The sequence below is a fragment of the Microbacterium keratanolyticum genome, from assembly GCF_016907255.1.
GTDB classification, from domain to species: domain Bacteria; phylum Actinomycetota; class Actinomycetes; order Actinomycetales; family Microbacteriaceae; genus Microbacterium; species Microbacterium keratanolyticum.
The window spans coordinates 1,849,983-1,873,951 of sequence record NZ_JAFBBQ010000001.1 but is presented as its reverse complement, the minus strand read 5'-3'; the positions used below and the strand labels follow the sequence as shown (position 1 = coordinate 1,873,951).

25 protein-coding genes are annotated in these 23,969 nt (G+C 68.5%); 8 read left to right on the top strand and 17 right to left on the bottom strand.

Annotation, left to right across the window (positions count from 1 at the left end):
* Nucleotides 1-138: 138 nt before the first annotated feature.
* From JOD62_RS08980 to JOD62_RS08970, 3 genes are read left to right on the top strand one after another with little or no spacing between them, the layout of a single operon-like run.
* Complete coding sequence (locus JOD62_RS08980) at nucleotides 139-882, top strand: hypothetical protein (protein WP_204938957.1); 744 nt, start codon at nucleotides 139-141, stop codon at nucleotides 880-882.
* Nucleotides 879-1,439, top strand: a complete 561-nt coding sequence (locus tag JOD62_RS08975) for a DUF4352 domain-containing protein (RefSeq protein WP_204938956.1) — start codon at nucleotides 879-881, stop codon at nucleotides 1,437-1,439. The genes JOD62_RS08980 and JOD62_RS08975 overlap by 4 nt, the downstream gene beginning before the upstream one ends.
* The gene (locus JOD62_RS08970) at nucleotides 1,436-2,053 is read left to right on the top strand and encodes a hypothetical protein (protein ID WP_204938955.1); all 618 of its coding nucleotides are present in this window, start codon (nucleotides 1,436-1,438) and stop codon (nucleotides 2,051-2,053) included. The genes JOD62_RS08975 and JOD62_RS08970 overlap by 4 nt, the downstream gene beginning before the upstream one ends.
* Here the strand turns inward: JOD62_RS08970 and JOD62_RS08965 are convergent.
* Nucleotides 2,037-3,338 carry a hypothetical protein gene (locus JOD62_RS08965; RefSeq protein ID WP_204938954.1) on the bottom strand — a complete coding sequence of 434 codons (1,302 nt, stop codon included), beginning with the start codon at nucleotides 3,336-3,338 and terminating at the stop codon, nucleotides 2,037-2,039. The two genes, JOD62_RS08970 and JOD62_RS08965, sit on opposite strands and share 17 nt — an antisense overlap.
* A gap of 62 nt (nucleotides 3,339-3,400) precedes the next feature.
* On the opposite strand from JOD62_RS08965, the gene JOD62_RS08960 reads away from it, so the two are divergent.
* The gene (locus JOD62_RS08960; protein WP_204938953.1) at nucleotides 3,401-4,744 is read left to right on the top strand and encodes a hypothetical protein; all 1,344 of its coding nucleotides are present in this window, start codon (nucleotides 3,401-3,403) and stop codon (nucleotides 4,742-4,744) included.
* A complete protein-coding gene (locus JOD62_RS08955; RefSeq protein WP_204938952.1) occupies nucleotides 4,731-5,150 on the top strand; it encodes a hypothetical protein in 420 nt (139 codons plus the stop codon). Before JOD62_RS08960 ends, JOD62_RS08955 begins: the two co-directional genes overlap by 14 nt.
* A gap of 13 nt (nucleotides 5,151-5,163) precedes the next feature.
* Here JOD62_RS08955 and JOD62_RS08950 read toward each other — a convergent pair whose 3' ends face one another.
* On the bottom strand, nucleotides 5,164-5,724 hold the full coding sequence (locus JOD62_RS08950; protein WP_204938951.1) for an acyl-CoA thioesterase: 561 nt from the start codon (nucleotides 5,722-5,724) through the stop codon (nucleotides 5,164-5,166).
* 140 nt (nucleotides 5,725-5,864) lie between these two features.
* Here JOD62_RS08950 and JOD62_RS08945 point away from each other — a divergent pair, with 140 nt between their 5' ends.
* Nucleotides 5,865-6,371, top strand: coding sequence for a GNAT family N-acetyltransferase (locus JOD62_RS08945; RefSeq protein WP_204938950.1), 507 nt, complete (start codon nucleotides 5,865-5,867; stop codon nucleotides 6,369-6,371).
* A gap of 63 nt (nucleotides 6,372-6,434) precedes the next feature.
* On the opposite strand, the gene JOD62_RS08940 is transcribed toward JOD62_RS08945, so the two are convergent.
* From JOD62_RS08940 to JOD62_RS08930, 3 genes are read right to left on the bottom strand one after another with little or no spacing between them, the layout of a single operon-like run.
* Nucleotides 6,435-8,051, bottom strand: a complete 1,617-nt coding sequence (locus JOD62_RS08940) for a cytochrome b/b6 domain-containing protein (protein ID WP_204938949.1) — start codon at nucleotides 8,049-8,051, stop codon at nucleotides 6,435-6,437.
* A 2-nt stretch (nucleotides 8,052-8,053) separates the two neighbouring features.
* Nucleotides 8,054-9,031: an electron transfer flavoprotein subunit alpha/FixB family protein gene (locus tag JOD62_RS08935; protein ID WP_204938948.1), complete on the bottom strand. Its 978-nt coding sequence runs from the start codon at nucleotides 9,029-9,031 to the stop codon at nucleotides 8,054-8,056.
* Between the two features lie 8 nt (nucleotides 9,032-9,039).
* Nucleotides 9,040-9,816, bottom strand: coding sequence for an electron transfer flavoprotein subunit beta/FixA family protein (locus JOD62_RS08930; RefSeq protein WP_204938947.1), 777 nt, complete (start codon nucleotides 9,814-9,816; stop codon nucleotides 9,040-9,042).
* A gap of 142 nt (nucleotides 9,817-9,958) precedes the next feature.
* Between JOD62_RS08930 and JOD62_RS08925 the strand changes: the two genes are divergently transcribed.
* Nucleotides 9,959-10,501, top strand: coding sequence for a MarR family winged helix-turn-helix transcriptional regulator (locus tag JOD62_RS08925; protein ID WP_204938946.1), 543 nt, complete (start codon nucleotides 9,959-9,961; stop codon nucleotides 10,499-10,501).
* Between the two features lies 1 nt (nucleotide 10,502).
* Here JOD62_RS08925 and JOD62_RS08920 read toward each other — a convergent pair whose 3' ends face one another.
* From JOD62_RS08920 to JOD62_RS08885, 8 genes are all read right to left on the bottom strand, one after another.
* A complete protein-coding gene (locus JOD62_RS08920; protein WP_271171492.1) occupies nucleotides 10,503-11,657 on the bottom strand; it encodes a MalY/PatB family protein in 1,155 nt (384 codons plus the stop codon).
* Between the two features lie 90 nt (nucleotides 11,658-11,747).
* Complete coding sequence (locus JOD62_RS08915) at nucleotides 11,748-12,200, bottom strand: putative immunity protein (protein ID WP_204938945.1); 453 nt, start codon at nucleotides 12,198-12,200, stop codon at nucleotides 11,748-11,750.
* Entirely contained in the window at nucleotides 12,197-12,973 is a 777-nt protein-coding gene (locus tag JOD62_RS08910; protein ID WP_204938944.1) for an enoyl-CoA hydratase-related protein, read from the bottom strand. Before JOD62_RS08910 ends, JOD62_RS08915 begins: the two co-directional genes overlap by 4 nt.
* 120 nt (nucleotides 12,974-13,093) lie before the next feature.
* Nucleotides 13,094-13,984, bottom strand: a complete 891-nt coding sequence (gene mmsB / locus JOD62_RS08905; protein WP_204938943.1) for a 3-hydroxyisobutyrate dehydrogenase — start codon at nucleotides 13,982-13,984, stop codon at nucleotides 13,094-13,096.
* The gene (locus JOD62_RS08900; RefSeq protein ID WP_204938942.1) at nucleotides 13,984-15,165 is read right to left on the bottom strand and encodes an acyl-CoA dehydrogenase family protein; all 1,182 of its coding nucleotides are present in this window, start codon (nucleotides 15,163-15,165) and stop codon (nucleotides 13,984-13,986) included. Before JOD62_RS08900 ends, mmsB begins: the two co-directional genes overlap by 1 nt.
* A gap of 30 nt (nucleotides 15,166-15,195) precedes the next feature.
* A complete protein-coding gene (locus JOD62_RS08895; RefSeq protein WP_204938941.1) occupies nucleotides 15,196-16,695 on the bottom strand; it encodes a CoA-acylating methylmalonate-semialdehyde dehydrogenase in 1,500 nt (499 codons plus the stop codon).
* 369 nt (nucleotides 16,696-17,064) lie between these two features.
* Nucleotides 17,065-18,249: a thiolase family protein gene (locus JOD62_RS08890; protein WP_204938940.1), complete on the bottom strand. Its 1,185-nt coding sequence runs from the start codon at nucleotides 18,247-18,249 to the stop codon at nucleotides 17,065-17,067.
* Between the two features lie 27 nt (nucleotides 18,250-18,276).
* Nucleotides 18,277-18,798 (bottom strand): hypothetical protein, encoded by a 522-nt coding sequence (locus tag JOD62_RS08885; protein WP_204938939.1) that lies wholly within the window; start codon nucleotides 18,796-18,798, stop codon nucleotides 18,277-18,279.
* Between the two features lie 198 nt (nucleotides 18,799-18,996).
* Between JOD62_RS08885 and JOD62_RS08880 the strand changes: the two genes are divergently transcribed.
* On the top strand, nucleotides 18,997-19,611 hold the full coding sequence (locus JOD62_RS08880; RefSeq protein WP_204938938.1) for an antibiotic biosynthesis monooxygenase: 615 nt from the start codon (nucleotides 18,997-18,999) through the stop codon (nucleotides 19,609-19,611).
* A 56-nt stretch (nucleotides 19,612-19,667) separates the two neighbouring features.
* Here the strand turns inward: JOD62_RS08880 and JOD62_RS08875 are convergent, their stop codons facing one another.
* From JOD62_RS08875 to JOD62_RS08860, 4 genes are read right to left on the bottom strand one after another with little or no spacing between them, the layout of a single operon-like run.
* Entirely contained in the window at nucleotides 19,668-20,795 is a 1,128-nt protein-coding gene (locus tag JOD62_RS08875; RefSeq protein WP_204938937.1) for a bifunctional 2-methylcitrate synthase/citrate synthase, read from the bottom strand.
* Nucleotides 20,796-20,797: 2 nt separating this feature from the next.
* Nucleotides 20,798-21,700 (bottom strand): methylisocitrate lyase, encoded by a 903-nt coding sequence (prpB, locus tag JOD62_RS08870; protein WP_204938936.1) that lies wholly within the window; start codon nucleotides 21,698-21,700, stop codon nucleotides 20,798-20,800.
* A complete protein-coding gene (locus JOD62_RS08865; protein ID WP_204938935.1) occupies nucleotides 21,700-23,226 on the bottom strand; it encodes an MmgE/PrpD family protein in 1,527 nt (508 codons plus the stop codon). Before JOD62_RS08865 ends, prpB begins: the two co-directional genes overlap by 1 nt.
* On the bottom strand, nucleotides 23,223-23,885 hold the full coding sequence (locus JOD62_RS08860; RefSeq protein WP_204938934.1) for a GntR family transcriptional regulator: 663 nt from the start codon (nucleotides 23,883-23,885) through the stop codon (nucleotides 23,223-23,225). Before JOD62_RS08860 ends, JOD62_RS08865 begins: the two co-directional genes overlap by 4 nt.
* Nucleotides 23,886-23,969: the final 84 nt, after the last annotated feature.

Here is a 23,969-nt window from a genome sequence, read left to right as displayed (position 1 = left end):
GAGCGATCGGGTCTTTCTCATCGAACGGTCCGCACGGCATCGGGCGGTGGTTCCATCATCCCCCTGCGTCGCGGCCTTGTTCTCTGCACACCCCGGCGGCGCGCAGAATCTCACGCTCGCGGCTTTAGGCTGTGTGGCGTGACGAGTGAGCAGAGCGCAGGCGGCGCGGATGCTGCAGCCCCCGCTGCTGCTGCTCCGCCATCCGCTCCCCCGAGGTGGTCGCCCCGCCGCTGGGCGCGCGCGGTCAACGATCGCGTGCCAACGAAGTGGATCGCGACGATCTGCACGCTCGCCTTCCTGGGCGCGACGGCTGCCTTCGGCGGCGCCGCCGAAGTCGCGAAGCCCGCGATCCCCGAGCTCAGCGCGGGGCAGATGTTCCTCGGCGCCGAGCTGGAGATGACCGTCGTGAGCGCCGAGCTCGCAGATGAGCGCAGCGGATCAGGCGTCTCTCCGGCACACGATGGCGATGACCGCGTGCTGACGGTGGTGCTGGATGTCGTCAACCGTGACGAGGAAGCACGAACGTCCTACGGCTACGACGCTGCGCGGGGAATCACGCTCGTCGATGTCGAGACGCGTGATGTCGACGAGACCACCAGCATCCTCAACGGAGATGCCAGCGTCGCCCGCATCGACGAGCCGAACTTCAATCCTTACCTGCAGCCGAACGTGCCCGTACGCCTCATCTTGTCGTGGCAGGTCGCCGCCGACACGCTCCACGACGGAGACGAGATCCGCCTCCGACTGCCCACCGCCGTCGAGACGGTCGGCACGATGGTCGTCAGCGGCGAGTACTGGACGGACCTTCGCACCGGCGCTTACGTCACGGTGACGGTCGACGACATCGGGCTCGGCACCGCCTACGTGGAGGCGACGCCATGACCGCGCAGACCTGGCTGCGCCGCGCCGCCCCGTGGGCGGGAGCGGCGGTCCTCCTGGTCGCGGCCTGGGGTGTGGGCGTTGCGACTCCGCCGGAGTACGCGATCGAACCCGCGCACGTGGTCACGGCCCAGATCGGCGAGGAAGCGGGCGGACGCAACATCGTCGCGACCGTGACTGATGTGCGCGCCGCGCGAGGGGCGTCCACACCGACCTGGCAGGCCCCGGGCACCTGGCTCGTCGTCGACCTCGACGCCGCCGCCGTGGTCTCGTCGGCCGCCGGACTGCGCGGGGTGACCCTTCAGATCGGCGACCTGACATTCCGGGCGAGCGAACGCATGGAATCGTTCTTCGGGCAGCGGCTCGTGGCCGGTGTGCCGCGCTCCGGCAGCGTCGCGTTCGAGCTTCCGGAGGGCGCGCTCACCGGAACCGCCGTCCTCTCGTTCTCGACCGGCAGCGACACCCGTGGCGACTCGGTCATCCAGGTGCCCATCGACCTCGATGCGCTTCCCGTCGCCGCCGACGCCGAGCTGCTCCCGAACGGCTGGTCGGCACGATGACTCTTCCCGAAGACGCTCAGAACCCGCTTGCGCCGCCGCTGGCCCCACCGCTCGTAGCACCGGCGAGCGCGGATGCTGCGCCGGCAGCGCCCCCGCGCGAGACCTGGTGGCGCCGCAATCGACTCGCCCTGGGGGCCGTGGCCGTCCTGTTTCCCGTCGCGGTGGGCGTGATCGGCTCCTACGAATGGTGGGGATACTTCTCTGGACGGCCCGTGATCGCGATCGACCAGGACGAGGACGGCGTCGTCACGCACGCCGACGCGATCTGGGGACCGGTGAAGTCCAAGGCGTTCGCGACGGACGAGGGCTTCGATGTTCCACCGGGCAGCAGCCTGATCCTCGTGCAGATTCCCGTCGATGTGCAGGGTGAGAAGACGAACTGCGAGGCTCCGGAACTCGTCGAGCAGCGCACCGGCCGCCGCTGGACGCAGGTCCGCACCGAGATCGGTCTGCCCTCGGACTCCGAAGAGCCCACCGACTGTCTGGCCGATCAGTCCGCGCCGTTCGACATTTTCGTGCCGTTCGTCGTGCCCGACGACGCAGAGGGGCCCTACTGGGTCGAGATCGACACACTCACGAGTCCGGAGTTCATCCGCTTCACGATCGATCCGTAGCCGGGCCCGCAGGACTGGGTGGTTGCGCGGCGGCGGGCGGTTGCGCGGCAGCATCCGCCTTCGTCGCTTCTGCGGCGACCGACCTGCGCAGACCGCCCAGGGTCGCGTCATAGAAGACTGCGACGACGATGACGCGCAGCGGCTCCATGAGCAGCGCCACGAGCGTGAAGATCAAGGTGTCGGCGACGATCCAGAACGTGTAGAGGTCCTGTGGTCCGAACAGCAGCACGATCGCCGGTTTGATGGAGTTCTCCACGAAGATCAGCAGGGCGTGCGCGAACACGAAACCCGCAAGCAGCAGCGGCCCAGAACGGAACATCAACAGCAGCGATCGACCGATCGGCCGAAAGCGCCCGATGAAGTCGTCCGCGACGTCATCGATGCGCGCACGCACCACCTCGGGCACGCGCTCGTAGCGCCCCTTCGCGGCCTCCACGGAACGGAACTTCACGCGCAGCCGCTCCGGCGCGATCGCTTGACCGTAGATGACGCCCGCGATCGCGAGCCAGGCGAGCGGCTCCAGGATCACACCGCCGATCGCGCCCAGTGCCCATTCGACGAAGTCCCAGATCCAGGCGACCGGCACGAGCTGATCGCTGAACCACTGCCGCGCATCCGCCAGCCACTGCGTGGCGATGCGGCTGTCGATCCATCCGGTCACTGAGCCGATGGCGTTCGACACGAAGAAGGCGGTGAAGAAGACCCAGGCGGCCTCGAGGTAGACAGAGATGACCGCGGCGATCTTCGGAAGCCGCTCCGCGAAGCGCTTCACCAGCCAGCGCGCGGAGAAGGCGACCAGCACGATCGACACCGTCAGGGGGCTGAAGGCGATGTTGGTGACGGCGTCCTCTGCCAGCGTCGAGCCATTCAGGATCGACTCGAAGCGAAGCCCCTGCCGCACCTCCAGCGCACGCTCGGAGTATGCCGTGACGTCATCGCGCAGCATCCCCCATGCCGCATAGACAGCGAAGAACGGCAGGATGCTGAGCAGCAGCGCATCGACGAAGGTTCTGCGCCGTTCCGCGGGCGATGCTGGCACAGGAGCCAGCGCCTGAAGGTTCTGCAGGGCATCGCGGATGACGAGGAACATCGCCACGAAGCTCACCAGTCGCACGAGCACCGCGAGCGGCAGCAGGAGCAGACCGCCGACGGAGGTGTACGCGCCGACGAAACCCGAGATCTCGATCGCGGCATAGCTGCCAAGCTCACCGATCAGCGCCCATGCGAGAAGGGCGGGCCAGTGCCGCCACAGCACGCGACCGAACGTCGGCAGAATCGAGAGCACGCGCCTACGCTACCGCGCACGGCGCGCGATCTCGTCGCTTAGAGTGAGGCAGGATGCGCCGAATGTCGAGACCGAAACGCCTGCTGGCCGTCGCCGTGGCATGCGCAGCCGCGATGTCTCTCACGGGCTGTCTGGCAGGAAGCGCGGAGGTCGCGGACTTCACCCGGGAGTTCGCGGATGCCCCGGCGGTCGAGCGCCTCGACCTGTCGACCGCCGACAACATGCCCTTCACCGGTGGCGTGGGCGGCACGGTCTTCCTTCGCCCCGACCTGGATGACGCGCAGAGGCGCGCCTTCTCTGAGGACGTGCGGGGGTTCGGAGAAGACCTGATCGGCGATGCGTCGGATCCGCGCTACCGGATCGACCTCGACGCCGATGGATGGCGCTTCCCCGTTCTGATCGACCGCCCCGCGAACGAGGATGTGCTCGACCTTGTCGAGAACTATCACTCTGATTCGCGTGTCGTCTCCGGCGCCGTTCGCTCCTCGGACTCTCGGCGCACGGTCGATCACGTGAGCCTGGTCGTCGCCGCACCCACGGACGTGTTCGCCCTGTTCGCCGAGTCGGAGAAGGCGCTGCCCGCCGCCGCGCGGAATGCCGCGCTGACGGTGGAGACTCCCGGCGACGCCTCTGTCGCCGTGCACGTCGAGGGACGACCGGGACCGTGGCTGCAGACGGCGCGCGAGGTGTACGGCGGGATCCTCGCCGCCCTGCCCCTCCGCGCGTTCCGGGTGTCGGCGACCGAGCTGACCCTGAAAGTGCCCGACGAGAACGACGCGGGCGCCGCAGCGACTCTCGCGGCCTCCCTCCTCGATGGCGCGCCCGTCGACGTGTTCGTGCAGAGCGATCTGGTCACGCTGGCGCCAGGGGCGAGTGGGGCCACCACGCGAGCCTTGCTCTCCGGTCTCGACGCCGCCGCGCACACGGGGCTCCTCGCGGTCTGGACCGACGATCGCACGGCATCGTTCCGATTCGACTCGCGCGAGAGCGCCGGCACATTCGGCGCAGCTCTCTCGGACGCCCCGGAAGCAGCGGAGTTCTCCACCCTCGAAGTGACAGTCGGGCCCGCCGATGCGCCGTCGCTGCGGGTCACGGCGACGCCCGACGACCTCGCCGAGCGCCTCTCTCTGGTGAACGCCCTCGCCGCGGACGATGGCGTCACCTCCGTCAGCACCGTGCAGGGAATCTCCCTCGACCTCGGGCTCCGCACCCCACCGTCGGAGTCTGCTCTGGTCTCCTCCGCGCGGGCATTGCGGGCGCTGTCCGACGGCAACGAGCGGGTCTGCGTCGAATGGCCGGGCGACACCCTCTGCTTCTCCGCCGCGCGCGCGGGCGATCCGGCCGAGATCCGCGATGCCACGCCACAGAAGCGCGCTTTCCTGGAGGCCTGGAATGACGCAGCCTGACTCCCCCGAGCGCGTATCAACGCGGGCGCTGCACGGGCGTTGGTCGCAGCGGATCGCGATGATCGCCGGGTTGCTGTTCGCCGCACTCGCGACGACGTGGACGATCGCACACATGGTTCCGGTGACGGTGCGCTCGGCTGAGGCCATGCGCAGCGTCGCGTTCGGATGGCCGATCCCCTGGTACCACCAGGACCTCAGTCGATATACGTTCTCGGACTATCCGACGGTCGTCCGGATCATCGGCGATCGCGTCGCCCCGCTCCCCACCACCGTGGACGGGCTGGCGCTCGCAGGCAATGTCGCGCTCACCGCCCTCGCGCTCTGGGCGTTTTTCGCCACTCTCGTCGCGCTCTTCGGACCGGCGCTGCGCCGCACGCTCGCCCGCCGACAGGCGCCGACGAGCTGACGACGCGGACGCATCACGCCCAGACGCTCGGCGCGGGCTTCTTCGTCGGCGGCAGGGCGCTGGCGACGGCCCAGTCGTGGATCCACTCGTCGATGTCGGGGACGCCCTCTGGGCGTCCGAGCGCACCGAAGAGTTCTTCATGCGAGATCGTGCCACCGCTGCGCCGCAGCATCCGCGCGCGCACGATCACGCGCGCATAGACCTCACCGTCGACCACCGCGCGGTGCTCCAGGAACAGCGCCTTGTCGTCATGACCGATGAAGCGCGACTCGACATCGAAGCGCTGCCAGAGCTCCAGAGACTTGCGGAAGGTGACGGTCTCGCTCGACACCACGGCGTACCAGCCGCGCTCCTTCATCGCGTCGAAGAGGCCGGTGCGAATGAGCAGGTCCCAGCGTCCGAGGTCGAACAGCGACAAGTACCGGCCGTTGTTCATGTGCCGCAGGATGTCGAGATCTGTCGGCAGGGTGGTGAGGCGGATGCTGCCGACGGCGGTCGCGTCGATGTGCCCTTCGCGTCGCACACGTCGTCGTGCGCCGAGGATCGTCAGGAGAGTGCGCCAGATCACGTTCACGAGGTGCGAGCGTAGCAATCACCGCACAGAACCGACATTCCGTTGTAGAGAACGCACAGAGAGACCCGATGGCCTCGCGCTTCTCGCCCTGGATTTCGTCTCGATTTCGTGTCGGGGCGTCGCGAGCGTAGAGTCGCGGCATGAGCGCCGTTGCCCAGCCTGAAGTCATTGTCCGTCCGGTCCGTGATGTCGATTCGGAAGCCCTCGGTCGCGTCCATGCCCAGTGCTGGCACGAGACCTACGACCACCTGATCAGCGAAGCCGCGTTGAAGAACGTGTCGCCCCGTCGCATGGCAGAGCTCTGGACGCACTGGGCCGCCCAGGGTCCCGACTTCCGCATGAGCGCCGCCCTCGTCGACGGCGAGATCGTGGGCTTCGTGGGCTCGGGTCCTGCCCGCGACAAGGATGCCCCCGCGTTCCGCGAGCTGTACTTCATCTACCTGCTTGAGGAGTGGCACGGCACCGGCATCGGCCAGCGCCTCTTCGATGCGGCGATCGAGAAGGACGAGCCGGTCTACCTCTGGGTGGCCGACGACAACCCCCGCGCGCACCGCTTCTACACGCGCAACGGCATGACCCTCGACGGCGCCACGCACACCGAGCCCTTCCTCGGCGAGACGCTCACCGAGGTGCGCTTCGTGCGCTGATCATCTTCGCAAGAATGAGGGGCGGATGCGGCACAGCATCCGCCCCTCACTTCGTCTGTGCGCTCAGCGCCCGCTGACGTTGCCGAAGACCTTGGCGATCGGCGCGAGGACGATCGGTCTCGCCGCGATCCACGCGCCGACGATGACGACCATCGATGCGACGAAGACCCAGAAGCCGGTCCACGTGACGGCGTCCTGTGCGGCGTACATGTGGTTCAGGTTCCGCAGGAACCCGGTGAGGACCACGAGCATCACGTGCACGAAGATGAACGCCACGAAGTAGAGCATGATCGGGAAGTGCAGCGTCCGCGCCCACTCGACCGGGTACGCCTTCGAGAGCTTCTCGGCCTTCTTGGGCCACATCCCCGACATGCGGAATCCGGTGATCGCCGCGAGCGGAGCCGCGATGAACACGGTCGTGAAGTAGGCCAGCTGCTGCAGGCTGTTGTAGTTCACCCAGCCGTTCTCGGTCGGCCAGTCGAACGAGATGTACTGCAGCAGCGCCGACAGCGCATTCGGGAAGACCTCCCAGCTCGTCGGCACGATGCGCACCCAGTGGCCGCTCACGAAGAGCAGGACGACGAAGATGACACCGTTGACGAGCCACAGGATGTCGAGCGCCTGGTGGAACCAGAGCGTCAGGCTGATCTTGCCCTTCGCGTTGCCTCGCGGTGCCCAGAAGACCGTCGGACGCTTCTCGCTGCGCACCCGCAGACCCGAGCGGATGATCAGCACCATGAGGAACACATTGAAGAAGTGCTGCCAGCCGATCCAGGCGGGGAAGCCGGGCTGCGTGCCCTCCGGCAGGTGGTATTCGCCGGGGAACGCCGCCAGGAAGTCCTGCATGAACGACATGCTCAGCAGCGCCCGCACGAGCGCGATGCCCGCGCCCGCTATGATGCCCAGGGCGGCGGCTCCCATGAGTCCGCCCAGCACCTGCGGCCAGGTGGGGCGGAAGCGGGATGCCTCGGGCTCTGGTTCGACCGCATGGCGCGGCGCCGTACCCTGCCAGACCGTTCGACGGAACGGCAGCGGTGTCGAGACATCGCGCGTGAGAGCCACGGCGGCGGGTGCGGCAGCGGGGACCTCCGCGACCTCGGATGCCGGCACGGACGGCGCATTCGTCGCCATTTCGGCCACCGCGACGCGAGCGGTGAGCCCGGCGGGTGGCCACCCTTCGCCCCCTTCGACGCGCGGCAGCCCGCGGCGCATGGTCGCGGCCGGTCCCGCCTGCGCGGGATTCGCAGCTACCGCCGCGGGTGTTTCTGGGACCGCTGGGCTCTGCTCCACGGTCGGTCCCACTTCTGCAGCGCCAGGACCTGCGGAGACCGGAGTTTCTGGGACCGCTGGCGAGGGCGTACCCGCCGGCGATGCGGCGCCAGCAGGGGGCCACGGCTCACCGTCGGCGACGCGCGGCAGCCCGCGACGCATCGCGCCGAGTGGTCCCGCTTTCGCAGGCACCGGCGGAGTTTCCGGGACCGCTGGGCTCTGCTCTGCGAGCGGTCCCGTTTCTGCAGCACTCAGGTCTGCGGAGACCGGAGTTTCCGGGACCCCAGGCGCAGGCGCGGTGGACTCGGCGGGCGCGTCGGCGCTCACCCCGACCTCGACGGCCAGCGCGGGCGGCCACGGATCGCCTCCGGCGACACGTGGCAGGCCTCGGCGCAGCATCCGCTCGACCATGACTACTTCTTCCGGGCTTCGAGTGCCTCGATCACCTGCGGCACGACCGTGAACAGATCGCCGACGATGCCGAAGTCGGCGACATCGAAGATCGGCGCCTCGCCATCCTTGTTGATCGCGACGATCGTCTTCGCCGTCTGCATTCCTGCGCGGTGCTGGATCGCGCCCGAGATGCCCAGGGCGATGTAGAGCTGCGGCGAGACCGAGACGCCCGTCTGGCCGACCTGATGCGACTGCGGGATGTACCCGGCATCGACAGCGGCACGGGATGCGCCGACGGCGGCGCCCAGGGCGTCGGCGAGCTGCTCGACGAGCACGAACTTCTCCTTCGAGGCGAGCCCACGTCCGCCGGAGACCACGCGCGCTGCGCCGCGGAGATCCGGACGCGAGGATGTCGCCTCGACCGCTTCGATCGCGCCGACGGACGCTGCGGCGGCACCGGAAGCGGTGACAGAGAGTTCCTCGACCTGCGCCTGCTGCGCCTCCGCACGAGCATCGATGGCTCCCTGGCGCACGGTGATGACCGGAGCGCCGAAGGTCGCCGCCGAGTCCGTGAGGTAAGCCCCGCCATAGACGGAGTGATGCGCGACGATGCCCTCATCGTCACGGGAGACGCCGATCGCGTCGACCAGCAGTGCACGCTCGGCGCGGGCCGCGAAGCGGCCGGCGGCATCACGGCCGGCGATCGAGTTCGAGACCAGGATGGCGTCCGGGCGCACGAGGGCATCCGCCGCCTGCAGCGCATCGACAAGGGGAACGGTCAGCGCTGTGGCATCCGCGTCGGCCGTCAGCACGACGGCGGCACCCGCGGATCCGGCGGCGTCGACCGCAGCCTGGGCGGTGCCCGCCGGAGCCGCTACGAGCGCGACCGGCGTGCCGATCTGTGCGGCGGCACCGAGGAGGGCTGCCGTGGAGGGTGCCGCGTCACCGGTCGGGGTCACGTCGACGAGAACAAGGATTGCGTCTGCGGGGTAGCTCATGATGGTCCTCACACCAGCCGGTTCTGCACGAGGAACTCGACCAGCTGTGTGCCGGCGTCACCCTCATCCGTGATCTTGACGCCCGCGGCGCGGGCAGGCTTCTCGGCGACGGCCGTCAGGATCGCCTGCGGCGCGACCGCCGGGTCGATATCGACGTCGAGGTCGGCGAGGCTCAGCACCTCGAGCGGCTTCTTCTTCGCCGCCATGATGCCCTTGAAGTTCGGGAAGCGAGCGTCCGGCAGCGCCTCGGTGATCGAGATCACCGCAGGCAGAGGCGCGGATGCCTCCTGCGCGCCGAAGTCCGTGGCGCGGGTGCCCGTGACGGCGTCCGCGCTGACCTGCACCGCGCTCAGCGCCGTGACCTGCGCAAAGCCGAGGTGCTCGGCGAGCATCGCCGGAAGCACACCGCCCGAGCCGTCGGTGGAGAGGTTGCCGGTGATGACGAGGTCGGGAGCGCCGCGGCGGATCGCTGCCGCGAGGACCTTCGCTGTGACGCCCAGGTCGGCCCCGCGCAACGCCTCGTCGGCGATGTGCACCGCCGAATCCGCACCGATCGCGAGAGCGCGGCGGACCGAGGCCGTCGCTGTCTCGGGAGCCATCGACACGGCGACGACCTCTGAACCCGGATTCGCCGCGGCGGTCACGAGGGCGACTTCCAGTGCCCGCTCGGTGATCTCGTCGAGCACGGCGTCACTCGCTCCGCGTTCAGCGAGTCCTGTCGCAAGGCTCAGTGTGCGGTCGCCATAGGTGTCAGGCACCTCTTTGACCAGGACGAAGATCTTCATCGACTACTCCTCACGACGCTCTTGATTCTCGATTCTAGCCGGTGAGACTCAGTCTCATCTACTCTGCGACTCAGGTTCAAGGTAGACATCCGCCCGTTCGCCACGACGCAGAAATCGACCACCCTGCCGGTACCGTAGAGCCGTGGCCCGATCGCACCCGCTGCCTGTCGATCCGCTCGCCGAGGCGAAGCGGCAGTGGCTCGCGCACGGATGGACGGATGCCGCGGGCGGCATGTCTCTCGTCGTCTCGGTCATGCGCGCGCAGCAGCTGCTCCTCGCCCGCGTCGAATCGACCCTGAAGCCCTTCGAGCTGTCCTTCGCCCGCTACGAGGTGCTGCGGCTGCTGGCGTTCAGCCGCGAAGGACGCCTGCCGCTGTCGAGCGTCGTGGCCCGTCTGCAGGTGCACGCCACGAGCGTGTCGAGCACGGCCGACCGCCTCGTGCGCGACGGCCTGGTTGCTCGCCACAAGCACCCGCACGACGGACGCGCGGCCCTGCTGGAGCTCACCCCCACGGGACGCACGCTCGTTGAGGACGCCACCGACGCCCTCAACCGCGAGGTCTTCGCCGACCCGGGCATCAGCGAAGACGACGCCACCGACCTCGTCGCGATCGTCGCGCGCATGCGCAAGAACGCGGGCGACTTCGCCGATCCGAGGCCGCAACCCGAACCGCTGTCGCCGTAGCTCAGCCGTGAACGGCCGCCGCCATACGGCGCACGGCCTCGGTGATGACCGGACGCGGCGTCGCGAAGATGAAGCGCAGGTAGTTCTCGTAGCCACGTCCGCAGGCGACACCATCCGTCAGCGCGACCCCTGCCGCCTCGCGGAAGAAGACCGAAGCGTTCTCGTGCCCCAGAGCGCGCGCGTCCAGCCACGCGATGTACGTACCCTCCGGCATTGTGCTGGTCACTTCGGGCAGGTGTTCGGCCAGCTGCGCGTGCAGCTCGCGACGGTTGCCGTCGAGGTACTCGATGACACCGTCGAGCCACTCACGGCCATCGTTGTACGCGGCGATACTCGCGATGACGCCGATCGTGCTCGCCGAACTGCGTGCCACCTGCGCACCCTCGTTCCACGTCGCGACATCCGCATCATTGCTGAAGATGAGCTGCGCACACTTGAGCCCGGGGATGTTCCACGCCTTCGTCACCGACGTCGCCGTCACGGTGTGCGCGGCCGTCTCAGGCGTCAGGCTCGCATAGGGCACGTGCGTGCCGCCCTGATAGATGAGCGGCGCATGGATCTCATCGGAGAACACGCGTCCGCCATGGCGCTCGACGACCTCGCTCAGCGCGAGCAGCTCGTCGCGGCGGAACACCGTCCCGACCGGGTTGTGCGGGTTGCACAGGATGAAGAGATTCGCGCCGGCCTCGAACGCCCGCTCGATGCCGTCCAGATCCATCTCGTAGCGACCGTCGCGAACGACCATCGGGACCTCGATGATCTCGCGCTCGCACTCCTTCGGCACGCGCAGGAACGGCATGTACGACGGCGTCAGCACGATCACGGCCGACCCCGGGGTCGAGTAGTGGCGGATCGTGACCTCAAGCGCGTTCAGCACATCCGAGGCGTGGTGCACGCGAGCCGGGTCGATCTCCCAGCCATAGGCATCGCGGTGCCAGGCGGCGGTCGCCTCACCGAGGCCAGTGAGCAGGTGCTGCGGCAGATAGCCGAGCTGCCCGCGATCGATGGCCGCGTGCATCGCATCCCGCACGGCGGGAGCAGTGCCGAAGTCCATCTCGGCGACGAACGCGCCGATCGTGTCCGGGAAGTGGCTCCACTTCAGGCTCCCCTGCTCCTGCAGGTCTGCGATCGTGGTCTCGTCGAAAGCCTTGTGCACTGTGATTCACTCCGTCTGCCATGAGCTCGAGCGGATGCTGCGCAGTCGCCGCCGAGGGGTCGCACCGTCCACTCTATGCGTCGAAAAGGGTCAGTCGCCCTCGTAGACGTAGCGGTCGTAACGCGTGGGAATGTTCATCCGCTGCCAGGCGAGCTCTTCGTCGCGGCGAGACCGGTCGTCGGGGAAGGCCTTGGCCGTGTGCCGAGGCACCTGGCGGCTGTGGCCGGCCATGTGCGCGACCGCGGCAGCCTGCCCGCAGACCCGTGCGGCGGCACTAGCCGCAGGATCCTCGACCTCGCGCGCGGCGGCATGGCAGGCGAACGCACTCTCGCGCACCTCGTCGATGCTCAGCTCGCCGCTGAGGAACGAAAGCGCCGCGTCGAGCGCGTCGCGGGGCCGCGTGTCATCCGGGCGCGCGGCGAGGTACAGCGGCAGCAGCCGTTCCGCGCACGCGACTGTCCACTCCACAAGGGCGCGACGGTCGCGCTCGGGCAGCTCCAGATCGTTGTCGTCCGGCAGGGTCGTGTCGATCGTCATGCTCATCGGTGTCGGAATTCTGGCGGACGTTTCTCACGGAAGGCGGACATGCCCTCCTTCTGATCGGCGGTGTCGAAGAGGGCTGCGAACGCGGTCTTCTCGTGCGCCAGTCCCTCAGCGAGGGTCGTCTCCATCGCGGTGTCGAGGGCCGCCTTCGCCGCGTACACGGAGGGCAGTGACTTCGCGGCGATGGACTCAGCGAGTGCAGATGCCTCGGCGAGCAGATCCGCGGCGGGAACCACGCGCGACACGAGGCCGCTGCGCTCCGCCTCGGCGGCGTCCATGATCCGACCGCTCAGGATGAGTTCGGCGGCCTTGTAGTAGCCGACGGCGCGGATCAGTCGCTGCGTGCCGCCCATTCCGGGGATGACGCCGAGGTTGATCTCGGGCTGTCCGAACTTCGCGGAGTCGGCGGCCAGGATGATGTCGCACATCATCGCCAGCTCGCATCCGCCGCCCAGCGCGTAGCCGGAGACGGCGGCGATGACGGGGGTGCGAACCGCGGCGAACGTGTTCCATTCGCCGAAGTGATCGGTCGCGAGCATACGCTCGGCCGTCATGTCCTCCATCTCTTTGATGTCGGCACCCGCGGCGAACGCGCGCTCGGATCCGGTGACGACGATAGCCCCCACGCCGGGGTCTTCATCGAACGCCGCCGCGGCGTGCGAGACCTCGCGCGACACCTGCGCGTTCAGTGCGTTCAGTGCGTCAGGGCGATTCAGGGTGATCCACCCCACGCGCCCTCGCTGCTCGACCAGGACAGTCTCGTACTCCGCCATGTCGGCTCCCCTCCGCCGCGACGCTGCGGCCCCTCCAGTATCTCGCACCTCACGTCGGGTGGTCAGTTTCGGCAACTTTTCGCGCAGAGAGTTGCCGAAACTGACCACTCGATTCGGCGACTAGACCGTGCCTTCGCGAATGTCCGTGATGATGCCCGAGAAATCTCGGCTCGCGCCGTCGCCCGCGGCGAATGCGGCGTAAAGCTCCTGCGCGAGTCGCCCCATCCTGGCATCCGTTCCCGTGCCCTCGATCGCCTGCAGCGCGAGGCCGAGATCCTTTGCCATGAGCGCTCCGGCGAACCCCGGCTGATAGTCGCGGTTCGCGGGACTCGTGGGGACCGGCCCCGGCACCGGGCAGTTCGTGCTCAGCGCCCAGCACTGCCCCGAGGCATTGGATGCCACGTCGTAGAGCGCCTGATGCGTCAGCCCCAGGCGCTCCCCCAGCACGAACGCCTCCGCGACAGCGATCTGCGACACCGCGAGGATCATGTTGTTGCAGACCTTCGCGGCCTGGCCGAGTCCGGGGCCGCCGCAGTGCACGATCCTTCGGCCCATGACTTCCAATAGGGGTAGCGCGCTCGCGAAGTCCTCTTCGGATCCGCCGACCATGAAGGCGAGCGTGCCGTTCTCCGCGCCGACCACGCCACCGGAGACCGGTGCATCGATGCTGCGATGTCCGGCGGCGAGCGCGAGCTCGTGCGCGGTCTGCGCCTCGTCCACGGCGATCGTCGAGGAGTCGATGAACAGGGTGTCCGCCCGCGCGGCTGCCAGCAGACCGTTCTCGTAGGCGTCGATCACGTGCCGACCGCTGGGGAACATCGTGAGCACGACATCAGCGTCGGATGCCGCGGCTATGCCGCTCTCCGCGATCGGGATGTCTGCGGCGCGAGCCGCGTCGACCGCGGCGGGCACGACATCGAATCCGATGACGTCATAGCCGGCGGCGACGAGATTGCGAGCCATCGGCAGCCCCATGTGGCCCAGGCCGAGGAACGCCACCCGGGTGACCATCAGGAGGCCCTCTGCGCGGGGGCGAGGCGCGGCGCCGAGGCATCCGTCTTCAGAACTTCACGACCGACGATGAGGCGCATGATCTCGTTCGTCCCTTCCAGGATCTGATGCACGCGCAGGTCGCGCACGACCCTCTCGATTCCGTAGTCCTGAAGGTACCCGTAGCCGCCGTGCAGCTGAAGGGCCTCATTCGCGACGCGGAACCCCACATCGGTGGCGAAGCGCTTGGCCGCGGCGCAGCGCATCGCTGCGTCCGGGGCGCCTTCATCCATCGCGGTGGCCCCGTCGCGCACCATGAGACGAGCCGCCCGCAGCTCCGTCTCCATGTCGGCGATCGCGAAGATGATCGACTGCTTCTCGGCCAGAGGGTCGCCGAAGGTGAATCGTTCATGCACGTAGCGCACGGCCTGATCGAGCGCCCACTGCGCGCCGCCCAGCGAGCAGGCCGCGATGTTGAGGCGTCCGCCGTTGAGCGCCGACATCGCGATGCCGAACCCGCGCCCCTCGCCCGCCAGCACATTCGCCGTGGGAACCCGGACGGCATCGAGGATCACCTGCCGGGTGGGCTGCGCGTGCCAGCCCATCTTCTTCTCCGGCGCGCCGAAGCTGAGGCCCGCGGAATCGGCGGGAACCAGGAAGGCCGTGATCCCCTTCGCGCCGGGTTCTCCCGTGCGCGCCATCACGATGTAGACGGATGCCTCGCCTGCGCCGGAGATGAACTGCTTGACCCCCGTCAGCACATACTCGTCGCCCTCGCGGATCGCACTCGTCGCGATCGCCGCGGCATCCGATCCGGCGCCGGGTTCGGTGAGGCAGTAGGCACCGAATCCCTCCATGGAGGTGAGAAGAGGGAGCCACTGCGCCCGTTGCTCGTCGTCGCCGTAGACGTCGATCATGCCGGCGACCATATTGTGGATCGAGATGTACGAGGCGACGGCGGGGTCACCCTTCGCAAGCTCCTCGAAGATCGCGACCGTGTCGGCCCGATCCAGTCCCGTGCCGCCGTGCTCCTCGCTGACGTAGATGCCGCCGAGACCGAGCTCGCCGCCCTTCTGCAACGACTCGCGCGGGAACAGGTGCTTCTCATCGCGCTCGGCGGCGAACGGTGCGAGCTCGGTGTCCGCGAACTCGCGCACGGCGTCGAGGATGGCGGTGCGTTCTTCTGCGGTGACGGTGGTCATCGGAGGCTCCTTTGCCTTGTGGGCGGTGGGTCAGTGCATGGTGGGGATGACGAAGCTGGCGCCCTCGCGGATGCCGCTGGGCCAGCGGCTCGTCACCGTCTTGGTCTTCGTGTAGAAGCGGAAGCCGTCGGCGCCGTGCTGGTTCAGGTCGCCGAATCCGGAGTTCTTCCAGCCCCCGAAGGTGAAGTACGCGATCGGGACGGGAATCGGCACGTTGACCCCGACCATGCCGACGTTCACGCGGGCGGCGAAATCGCGGGCGGCGTCGCCGTCGCGGGTGAAGATGCCGACCCCGTTGCCGAACTCGTGCTCGGAGGCCATCCGCAGTGCCTCCTCGTAGTCGTGCGCACGGGCGATGACGAGCACCGGACCGAAGATCTCTTCCCGGTAGATCGCCATGTCGGTCGTGACGTGGTCGAAGAGGGTCGGCCCGAGGTAGAAGCCGTTCTCATACCCGTCGACCACCAGCCCCCGTCCGTCGGCGAGCAACGTCGCCCCCTCATCGACACCCTGCTGGATGTATCCCTCGACGCGTTCGACGGCGGCTCGAGTGACGAGCGGTCCGTAGTCGACGTCACCGTCGAGAGAGGGACCGACGCGCAGGTCGCGCACGCGCTCGGCGAGCTTCGCTGCAAGAGCATCCGCGGTCTCCTCCCCCACCGGAACGGCCACGGAGATCGCCATGCAGCGCTCTCCGGCCGAGCCGTATCCCGCTCCGATCAGGGCGTCGGCGACCTGGTCGAGGTCGGCGTCGGGCATCACGATCAGGTGGTTCTTCGCACCGCCGAAGCACTGCGCGCGCATCCCGTTCGCCGCGGCCGTCTTGTAGATGTACTCGGCGATCGGGGTCGATCCGACGAAGCCGACGGCCTGCACCCGCGGATCCTCCAGGATCGTGTCCACCGCGACCTTGTCACCGTGCACGACGTTGAAGATGCCGGCGGGCAGCCCCGCCTCGATGAAGAGCTCGGCCAGGCGCACCGGCACCGAGGGGTCACGCTCGCTGGGCTTGAGGACGAAGGCGTTGCCGGCGGCGATCGCGGGCCCGGCCTTCCACAGCGGGATCATGGCCGGGAAGTTGAAGGGCGTGATGCCGGCGACGACGCCGAGCGGCTGGCGCATCGAGTACACGTCGATCCCGGCGCCTGCGCCGGAGGAGTACTCGCCCTTGAGCAGATGCGGTGCGCCCACGCAGAATTCGATGACCTCGAGACCGCGCTGGATGTCACCCTTCGCGTCGTCCACGGTCTTACCGTGCTCGCTCGCGAGAAGTCGTGCGAGGTCGTCCATCTCGCCCTGGATGAGTTCGAGGAAACGCAGCAGCACACGCGCGCGCTTCTGCGGATTCGTGGCAGCCCAGGCCGGTTGCGCCGCTTCGGCGTTCGCGATGACGGCGCGCACCTCGTCTGCGGTGGCCAGCGGCACGCGTGCCTGAACGGCCCCGGTGCTCGGTTCGAAGACGTCCGCGACGCGACCGCCCGTCGTGGGGACACGCTTTCCGCCTACAAAGTGGGGGATTTCACGAATCATTGTGCTCGATCCTCTCGTGCCGTCATTGGCATCCTGATCAGGATACGCGGATCACAGAGAATTTACTAGGGAGCCCTTCTATTTCGTTGAGGGAGCAATGTTCACCCCCTTTTGGCCGAGAACAGGGTGAACATCGCTCTTCGAATGCGCGCCCCGCCTGTCGCCCGCTGTTTACCTCACGGAAATCTTTGCCGCGTAGAACTGTCTCAGCGCGGAACGCAGACGCCGACCGGATGGGGTGTACGTCCTCCGTGCTTCGCGGACCGCCCTGTCGTGGGCCTCCGCCGCGGTGTTGACGCCGCGAAGACCCCCGCCGAATTCGGGTCGGCGGGGGTCTCCTCCTGTTCCAGCGAACGGCAGCTACGCCACCTAGAGGCGCTCGATGATGAGGGCGTTGGCCATGCCGCCGCCCTCGCACATGGTCTGCAGGCCGTAGCGACCGCCGGTGTGCTCGAGATAGGCGAGCAGTGTGCCCAGCAGGCGAGTTCCCGAGGATCCGAGCGCATGTCCGAGCGCGATGGCGCCACCCCACGGGTTGAGCTTCGCCTCGTCCGCACCGAGCTCCGCCGCCCACGCCAGCGGAACCGAGGCGAACGCCTCATTGACCTCGTAGGCATCCAGGTCGTCGATCGACAGGCCCGCACGCTCGAGCACTGCGCGCGTCGCCGGAATGGGGCCGGTGAGCATCATGAGCGGGTCGTCTCCGACGACGGACATCGCGTGGATGCGCGCGCGGGGCCGCAGCCCGAGCTCGGCCGCGCGCTCCGCGCTCATGATCAGCGCCGCCGAGGCGCCGTCCGTCAGCGGCGAGGAGTTGCCCGGGGTGACTCGCCACTCGAGCTCGGGGAATCGCTCGGCCAGCGCGTCCGTGCGGAACGAGACCGGCAGCCCGGCAAGGCCGTCCGCGGTCGTCGTCGCTCGGATCGTCTCGTCGCTCGTGGCGTCGGGAGCCTCCTCGACCGCGATGACGGTGTCGGCGAAGCGCCCGTCCGCCCAGGCTTGCGCCGCACGCTGGTGCGACCGCGCCGAGAAGGCATCCAGAACCGCGCGGTCGAAGCCCCAACGCTGGGCGATCAGCTCGGCCGAGACGCCCTGGTTCACCAGACCCTCCGGGTAGCGGGCGCGCAGCCGCGGCGACATCGGCGACACTCCGCCCAGGGAGGACCCGAGCGGCACGCGGCTCATCGACTCGACGCCGCCGACCACGATGATGCTCGCGTCTCCTGCAGCGATCGCCTGCGCGGCGAAGTGCACCGCCTGCTGACTCGATCCGCACTGGCGATCGATCGTCGTCGCGGGGACCCGCTCGTCGAAACCTGCGGCGAGCGCGGCCTGTCGTCCGATGTTCATCGCCTGCTCACCGACCTGGCTCACGCATCCGATGAGCACATCGTCGACGAGAGCAGAGTCGAGACCGTTTCGCTCCAGGATGCTCGCGAGCGCCCCCGCGGCGAGATCGACCGGATGCACGCCGGAGAGTGCTCCTCCCGGCTTACCGCGCCCCACCGGGGTGCGGACGACATCGACGATGACGGCTTCTCTGCGCGTGCTCATGCCTCCATCATCGCGCGTGCGGCCGGCTCAGGCGCCGCAGACCTCGGACTGCTCGGTGAGGATCCAGTCATCTCCGGCACGCTCCATCACGACGGTGCCGCACTTGCCGGAGCTCACGTAGGTGACGAACAGAGTGGCAGCGGTCGCCGTCTCCTCCTGCACCGCGATGCTGACCTCGGCGTCGGTGCCCGTCGCGCGGTAGGCCTCGGCCGTCAGGGCGATCATCTCTTCACAGGAGCTCATGGGCATCCCGCTCGCGGCCACCTCGGCCAGCATCTTCTCGATGAGCGCGGGGGTCATGAGCGCGCAGGCCGCGGGAGCATCCGGGATGCGCGACAGCTCCAGCCAGGTGCGGAACCCCTGCTCTGCACCGACCGGCTCCACGGTGGGCTCCGGCGTCGGGGTTCCGCTCGCGGAGGGCGCGGCCGGCGCGGAGGGCGACGGCGTCGCCTCGGACGCAGCGGGCGCACAGCCGCTCAGCACGACGGCGGCCAGGGCGATGGCGGCGACGGAACGAGACACACGGATCACGAGCGAGGATGCGGACACCCTGCCACCCTGCCAGATTCGCCCACTTCACGCCTCTTGATCCCTCCCGTGCCACCGACGTCATGAAGCATCTGCCCAGCTGTGGGATCCGTAGAATGGAGGCGTCCCGCGCTCGGAAACCCCGAGCGCGTCGTCTTGTCTCCTCATCGCATCCGCAACCCGGGTGCGACTGGGGAGACGCTTTTCCCGAGGCTCACCATGTCCAGCGAATCCCGCGTCACTGCATCCCCCGCACCGATCACCGTGTCGATCCGTCGCGAGGTCGATCCCACCCGTATCGCCGAAGCGACGGCCTGGGCGCAGAGCGGGGTGAACCTCGCGAACACCTACCCCGGCTTTCTCGGCTCGGGCTGGGTGCGACAGAGCTCCGACTCGCATGTCTGGCACATGCTCTATCGCTTCGACAGCGAAGAGACACTCGACGCCTGGGAGCAGTCACCCGAGCGCGAATGGTGGCGCTCCACCGGCGACGGACTCGTGATCAGCGAACGCAGCCGCCGCCGCACGGGCATCGAGGGCTGGTTCGATGAGCCGGCGACGGGCAGCATCACGATCCCCGCCCCGACCGGCGAAGGCACCACGACGGTCGCCCTCGTGCGCACTCCCCCGCGCTGGAAGCAGGCCACCGCCATCTGGCTCGGCTTCTTCCCCGTGAACCTCGCGTTCTCCTACGCGACGAACCCGATTCCGGGTTGGGGCTCGCTGGACATCTGGGTGCGGGTGCTCGCGACCACTCTCGTCCTCACGCCGATCATGGCGTACTGGGTGCTGCCCTGGGTCACGAAGGTGCTGCGTCCCTGGCTCCAGCGCTGACAGAAGGGCGGATGCTTCGCCACGAAGCATCCGCCCTTCTCGTACCGTTCAGACGTTCAGCCCTCGACGTGCCGTTCATCGACGCCGTTGTAGGCCGACAGCGGACGAATGAGCGCGTTGGATGCGGCCTGCTCCATCACATGGGCGGTCCAGCCGGTCACGCGCGCGGCGATGAACAGCGGGGTGAACACCTCGGTGTCGAAGCCCAGCAGGTTGTATGCCGGCCCCGAGGGATAGTCGAGGTTGGGGTAGATGCCCTTGCGCGCCACGAACTCGCTCTCGAGGGTTGCGTAGAGCTCAGCGAGATCCGTGCGTCCGGACTCTTCGAGCAGCACGTCCAGCGCCGCCTTCATAGTCGGCACCCGCGAGTCGCCGTTCTTGTAGACGCGGTGACCGAAGCCCATGATCTTGCGCTTCTCGGCGAGCGCCTTGTCCAGCCACGGGACGACGTTCTCGGCGGTGCCGATCTCGTCGAAGATGTGCATGACGGCCTCGTTAGCGCCACCGTGCAGTGGGCCCTTGAGCGCGCCGATCGCACCGACGACCGCCGAGTACATATCGGAGGTGGTCGAGGCGATGACGCGCGCCGTGAACGTCGAGGCGTTGAAGGAGTGCTCGGCGTACAGAACCATCGAGACCCGGAAGACGTCGACCGCGGCGTCCGAAGGCAGCTCTCCGAAGGTCATCCAGAGGAAGTTGCGCGAGTAGTCGAGGTCGTCGCGCGGGGCGATCGGCTCGAGCCCTCGGCGACGACGCTGCACCGCGGCGACGATCGTCGGGATCTGCGCGAACAGGTACAGCGCGCGGCCCAGGTCGAGGTCGGGGTCGGTCCATCCGCCGGGACGGTGCAGTGTGTGATCGAACGTGCCCAGCTGGCTGACCGCCGTGCGCACGATGTCCATCGGATGCGCATCCTCCGGCATCGTGTCGAGCAGCGCCACGGTCCGCGGATCCAATGCGCGCTGTGCCCGCTCATGCTTCTGGAACGCCTCCAGCTGCGCCGCATCCGGAAGCTCACCGCTCCACAGCAGGTACGCGATCGCCTCGAACGGCTGGGTCGCTGCGAGCTCCTGCACGGGGTAGCCCCGGTAGAGCAGGCTGTTGCTCTCGGGGTTCACCTTGGAGATCGCCGTGTAGTCGACGACGACGCCGGCCAGGCCTTTGCGAATCTCGGAATCGGTCATGGTCACTCCTTCGTGATGCGGAAGTTGAAGACGTTCGTGTCGAAGTGGTTGTAGTGCTCGTAGTCCACCAGCTCGTAGAGATCGGCGCGATGCTGCATCTCGTCGAGCTTGCCCGTGAGGTGGCCCTCTTCGAGCAGCGTGTCGAGCGCACGGCCCGTCGCGCCCATCGCGATGCGCAGCATCGAGACCGGCCAGATCACGATGTTCACTCCCACGTCGCGCAGCTGATCCGTCGAGAAGAGGTCGCTCTTTCCGAACTCGGTCATGTTCGCGAGGATCGGCACGTCCAGCGCCTTCCGCATGGCCTCGAACTCGTCGAGGGTGCGCATGGCCTCAGGGAAAATGGCGTCCGCCCCGGCATCCACCAGCGCCTTCGCACGATCGATCGCCGCATCCAGCCCCTCGACCGCACGGATGTCCGTGCGCGCCATGATGAGGAAGTTCGGGTCACGGCGCGCATCGACCGCGGCGCGGATGCGCTTGGTCGCCGTGGACTCGTCGACGACAGCCTTGCCGTCGAGGTGACCGCAGCGCTTCGGGTTGATCTGATCCTCGATGTGCATGCCGGCAAGGCCGGCGTCTTCGAGGGTCTGGATCGTGCGCGCCACGTTCATGGGCTCACCGAAGCCGGTGTCGGCGTCGATGATCGCCGGCAGCCCCGTCATCCGCGCGATCTGCTGGCCGCGCCCCGCGACCTCGGTCAGCGTGGTGAGCCCGATGTCGGGGAGGCCGAGATCCGCGGAGAGCACCGCCCCCGAGATGTAGACGCCCTCGAAGCCTTTGCGCTCGATGAGTCTCGCGCTGAGCGGGTTGAAGGCCCCCGGAAAGCGCAGCAGCTCACCGGTGGCGAGGCGCTCGCGGAGGATCCGCCGCTTCTCGGCCGCCGGGGTCGTGGAGTACAGCATCAGAACAGCCCCTTGGGAGCGGGCGCGTTGGCCAGCACACCGGGCTTCGCGACGATCGACAGCTGTGCGACCTCGTCAGCCGTCAGCTCGGGAAGGCGCTGCACGAGGTCGAGGAAACGCTCGATCTCGGCGGGTTCCAGCACGGGCTCCGCCAGCAGGCGGAACTTCGCGATGTAGTTCTCCCGAACAAACGGGCGTGCCCCGAGCGGGTGCGCGTCGGCGACCGCGATCTCGTCGACGACGGTGGTGCCGTCGGTGAGCGTGATCTCCACGCGTCCGCCGAACGCCTTCTCGGTGATGTCGTTCGAGTGGTAGCGGCGCGTCCATTCGGCGTCTTCCAGCGTCGTGACCTTGTTCCACAGGGCCACGGTGTCCTCGCGCTGCGCGCGCTCCGGGGCGTAGGAGTCGACGTGGTGCCAGGTGCCATCCTGCAGGGCGACGGCGAAGATGTACGGGATCGAGTGGTCGAGCGTCTCGCGCGATGCGTGCGGGTCGTACTTCTGGGGGTCGTTCGCGCCCGAGCCGATCACGTAGTGCGTGTGGTGACTCGTGTGCAGCACGATCGATTCGATGTTCACCGGGTCGCCGAGCTCGGGACGCTCGTTGTGCAGCTTGCGAGCGAGGTCGATCCAGGCCTGCGCCTGGTACTCGGCCGAGTGCTCCTTCGTGTACGAGTCGAGGATGGCGCGCTTGGCCTCCCCCTGGGCGGGCAGCGGCACCTCGTAGGAGGCATCCGGGCCATCGAGCATCCATGCGATCATGCCGTCCTCGCCTTCGTAGATCGGCGAGGGGCTCGTCTCACCGCGCATGGCACGGTCGACAGCCTCGACGGCCATCTTGCCGGCGAACGCGGGGGCGTGCGCCTTCCAGGTCGAGATCTCGCCCTTGCGGCTCTGACGCGTGGCGGTCGTGGTGTGGAGCGCCTGACCGACGGCCTGATAGATCGTCTCGACATCGAGGCCGAGGAGGGTGCCGATGCCGGCGGCGGCGGACGGTCCGAGGTGGGCCACGTGGTCGATCTTGTGCTTGTGCAGGCAGATGGCCTTCACCAGGTCGATCTGGATCTCGTAGCCGGTGGCGAGGGCGCGGACGACGGCCTTGCCATCAGAGCCGACGTGCTGCGCGACGGCGAGGATCGGCGGGATGTTGTCGCCCGGGTGCGAGTAGTCGGCCGCGAGGAAGGTGTCGTGGTAGTCGAGCTCTCGCACGGCGACGCCGTTGGCCCAGGCCGCCCACTCGGGGCTGCTGCGGCGCTCGAGCGCGGCGCCGAAGATCGTGGCGCCCGCACCGCCGACCGAGACGGGGTGGTCGAGCGCCTGCTGACGGGCGGCGCTGACCGGCGCCCGGGTGAGGGATGCCGCCGCGACCGAGGCGTTGTCGATGAGGCGGTTGATGATCATGTCGACGACGTCGGCGTCGACCTCGACCGGGTCCGCGGCGATCTCGGCGATGCGCCAGGCCAGCTGGCCTTCGCGGGCGAGGTTCTCGTCGCTGCGGTGGACGCGGAGGTGGTGGTTGACGGTCATGGTGTTCCTTCCGACAGGGAATCGAGGATGCTGGTGAGCGCATTGTGCAGGTGCACGTGCGTGGCGTGGGCGGCGAGCTCCGCGTCGCCGGCGGCGAGGGCGTCGGCGAGCAGACGGTGCTCGGCGACGGACGCCGCGAGGCGAGCGGGCTTGTCGCGGGCCATCCGCCGCACTCGCACGAGATGCGTGCGCACCGTGCGGAGGGCGGCCGTGATGTAGTCGTTGGCGACGGCGTCATCGAGGGCACGGTCGAAGCGTGCGATGAGGGCGTAGTAGTCGTCGCGCGCGGCTTCGCCGTCGAGGTGGACGCCGGCGAGCTCCGCCGCCAGAGAGGCGAAGAGTGCGCGATCGCCGCGCTGCGCGGCCAGCCGCGCAGCGGTCTCCTCCAGTGCCCGCCGGATCTCGAAGAGCCCGCGGATGTCGTCGGCGTCGATACCCGCGACGACGGTGACGCGCGGGGACTGCTGCACGACGAGCCCGTCCGCGGCGAGACGGCGCAGGGCCTCGCGCAGCGGAGTGCGGCTCACTCCGAGCCGAGACGCCTGCTCGACCTCCGCGAGCACGGTGCCGGCCGGCAGCGCCCCAGATTGGATCTCGGTCAGCAGCTCTGCGTACGCGCGGTCACTTGCCGTGGTGCGCGTTGTCGTCGCCGAACTCATCCCCTCAGTGTATACACTGAACCGCGCGAAGGCCACGAAAGGGCATTGGTCGCTCGTTTATGTACACACTGATGGACGAGCGCG

Excerpts from the sequence above, each read along its gene's own strand:
- JOD62_RS08975 (WP_204938956.1), top strand. The coding sequence starts at position 879 with ATGACCGCGCAGACCTGGCTGCGCCGCGCCGCCCCGTGGGCGGGAGCG.
- JOD62_RS08970 (WP_204938955.1), top strand. The coding sequence starts at position 1,436 with ATGACTCTTCCCGAAGACGCTCAGAACCCGCTTGCGCCGCCGCTGGCC.
- JOD62_RS08960 (WP_204938953.1), top strand. The coding sequence starts at position 3,401 with ATGTCGAGACCGAAACGCCTGCTGGCCGTCGCCGTGGCATGCGCAGCC.
- JOD62_RS08955 (WP_204938952.1), top strand. The coding sequence starts at position 4,731 with ATGACGCAGCCTGACTCCCCCGAGCGCGTATCAACGCGGGCGCTGCAC.
- JOD62_RS08945 (WP_204938950.1), top strand. The coding sequence starts at position 5,865 with ATGAGCGCCGTTGCCCAGCCTGAAGTCATTGTCCGTCCGGTCCGTGAT.
- JOD62_RS08940 (WP_204938949.1), bottom strand. The coding sequence starts at position 8,051 with ATGGTCGAGCGGATGCTGCGCCGAGGCCTGCCACGTGTCGCCGGAGGC.
- JOD62_RS08935 (WP_204938948.1), bottom strand. The coding sequence starts at position 9,031 with ATGAGCTACCCCGCAGACGCAATCCTTGTTCTCGTCGACGTGACCCCG.
- JOD62_RS08930 (WP_204938947.1), bottom strand. The coding sequence starts at position 9,816 with ATGAAGATCTTCGTCCTGGTCAAAGAGGTGCCTGACACCTATGGCGAC.
- JOD62_RS08915 (WP_204938945.1), bottom strand. The coding sequence starts at position 12,200 with ATGAGCATGACGATCGACACGACCCTGCCGGACGACAACGATCTGGAG.
- JOD62_RS08910 (WP_204938944.1), bottom strand. The coding sequence starts at position 12,973 with ATGGCGGAGTACGAGACTGTCCTGGTCGAGCAGCGAGGGCGCGTGGGG.
- mmsB (WP_204938943.1), bottom strand. The coding sequence starts at position 13,984 with ATGGTCACCCGGGTGGCGTTCCTCGGCCTGGGCCACATGGGGCTGCCG.
- JOD62_RS08900 (WP_204938942.1), bottom strand. The coding sequence starts at position 15,165 with ATGACCACCGTCACCGCAGAAGAACGCACCGCCATCCTCGACGCCGTG.
- JOD62_RS08895 (WP_204938941.1), bottom strand. The coding sequence starts at position 16,695 with ATGATTCGTGAAATCCCCCACTTTGTAGGCGGAAAGCGTGTCCCCACG.
- JOD62_RS08890 (WP_204938940.1), bottom strand. The coding sequence starts at position 18,249 with ATGAGCACGCGCAGAGAAGCCGTCATCGTCGATGTCGTCCGCACCCCG.
- JOD62_RS08880 (WP_204938938.1), top strand. The coding sequence starts at position 18,997 with ATGTCCAGCGAATCCCGCGTCACTGCATCCCCCGCACCGATCACCGTG.
- JOD62_RS08875 (WP_204938937.1), bottom strand. The coding sequence starts at position 20,795 with ATGACCGATTCCGAGATTCGCAAAGGCCTGGCCGGCGTCGTCGTCGAC.
- prpB (WP_204938936.1), bottom strand. The coding sequence starts at position 21,700 with ATGCTGTACTCCACGACCCCGGCGGCCGAGAAGCGGCGGATCCTCCGC.
- JOD62_RS08865 (WP_204938935.1), bottom strand. The coding sequence starts at position 23,226 with ATGACCGTCAACCACCACCTCCGCGTCCACCGCAGCGACGAGAACCTC.
- JOD62_RS08860 (WP_204938934.1), bottom strand. The coding sequence starts at position 23,885 with ATGAGTTCGGCGACGACAACGCGCACCACGGCAAGTGACCGCGCGTAC.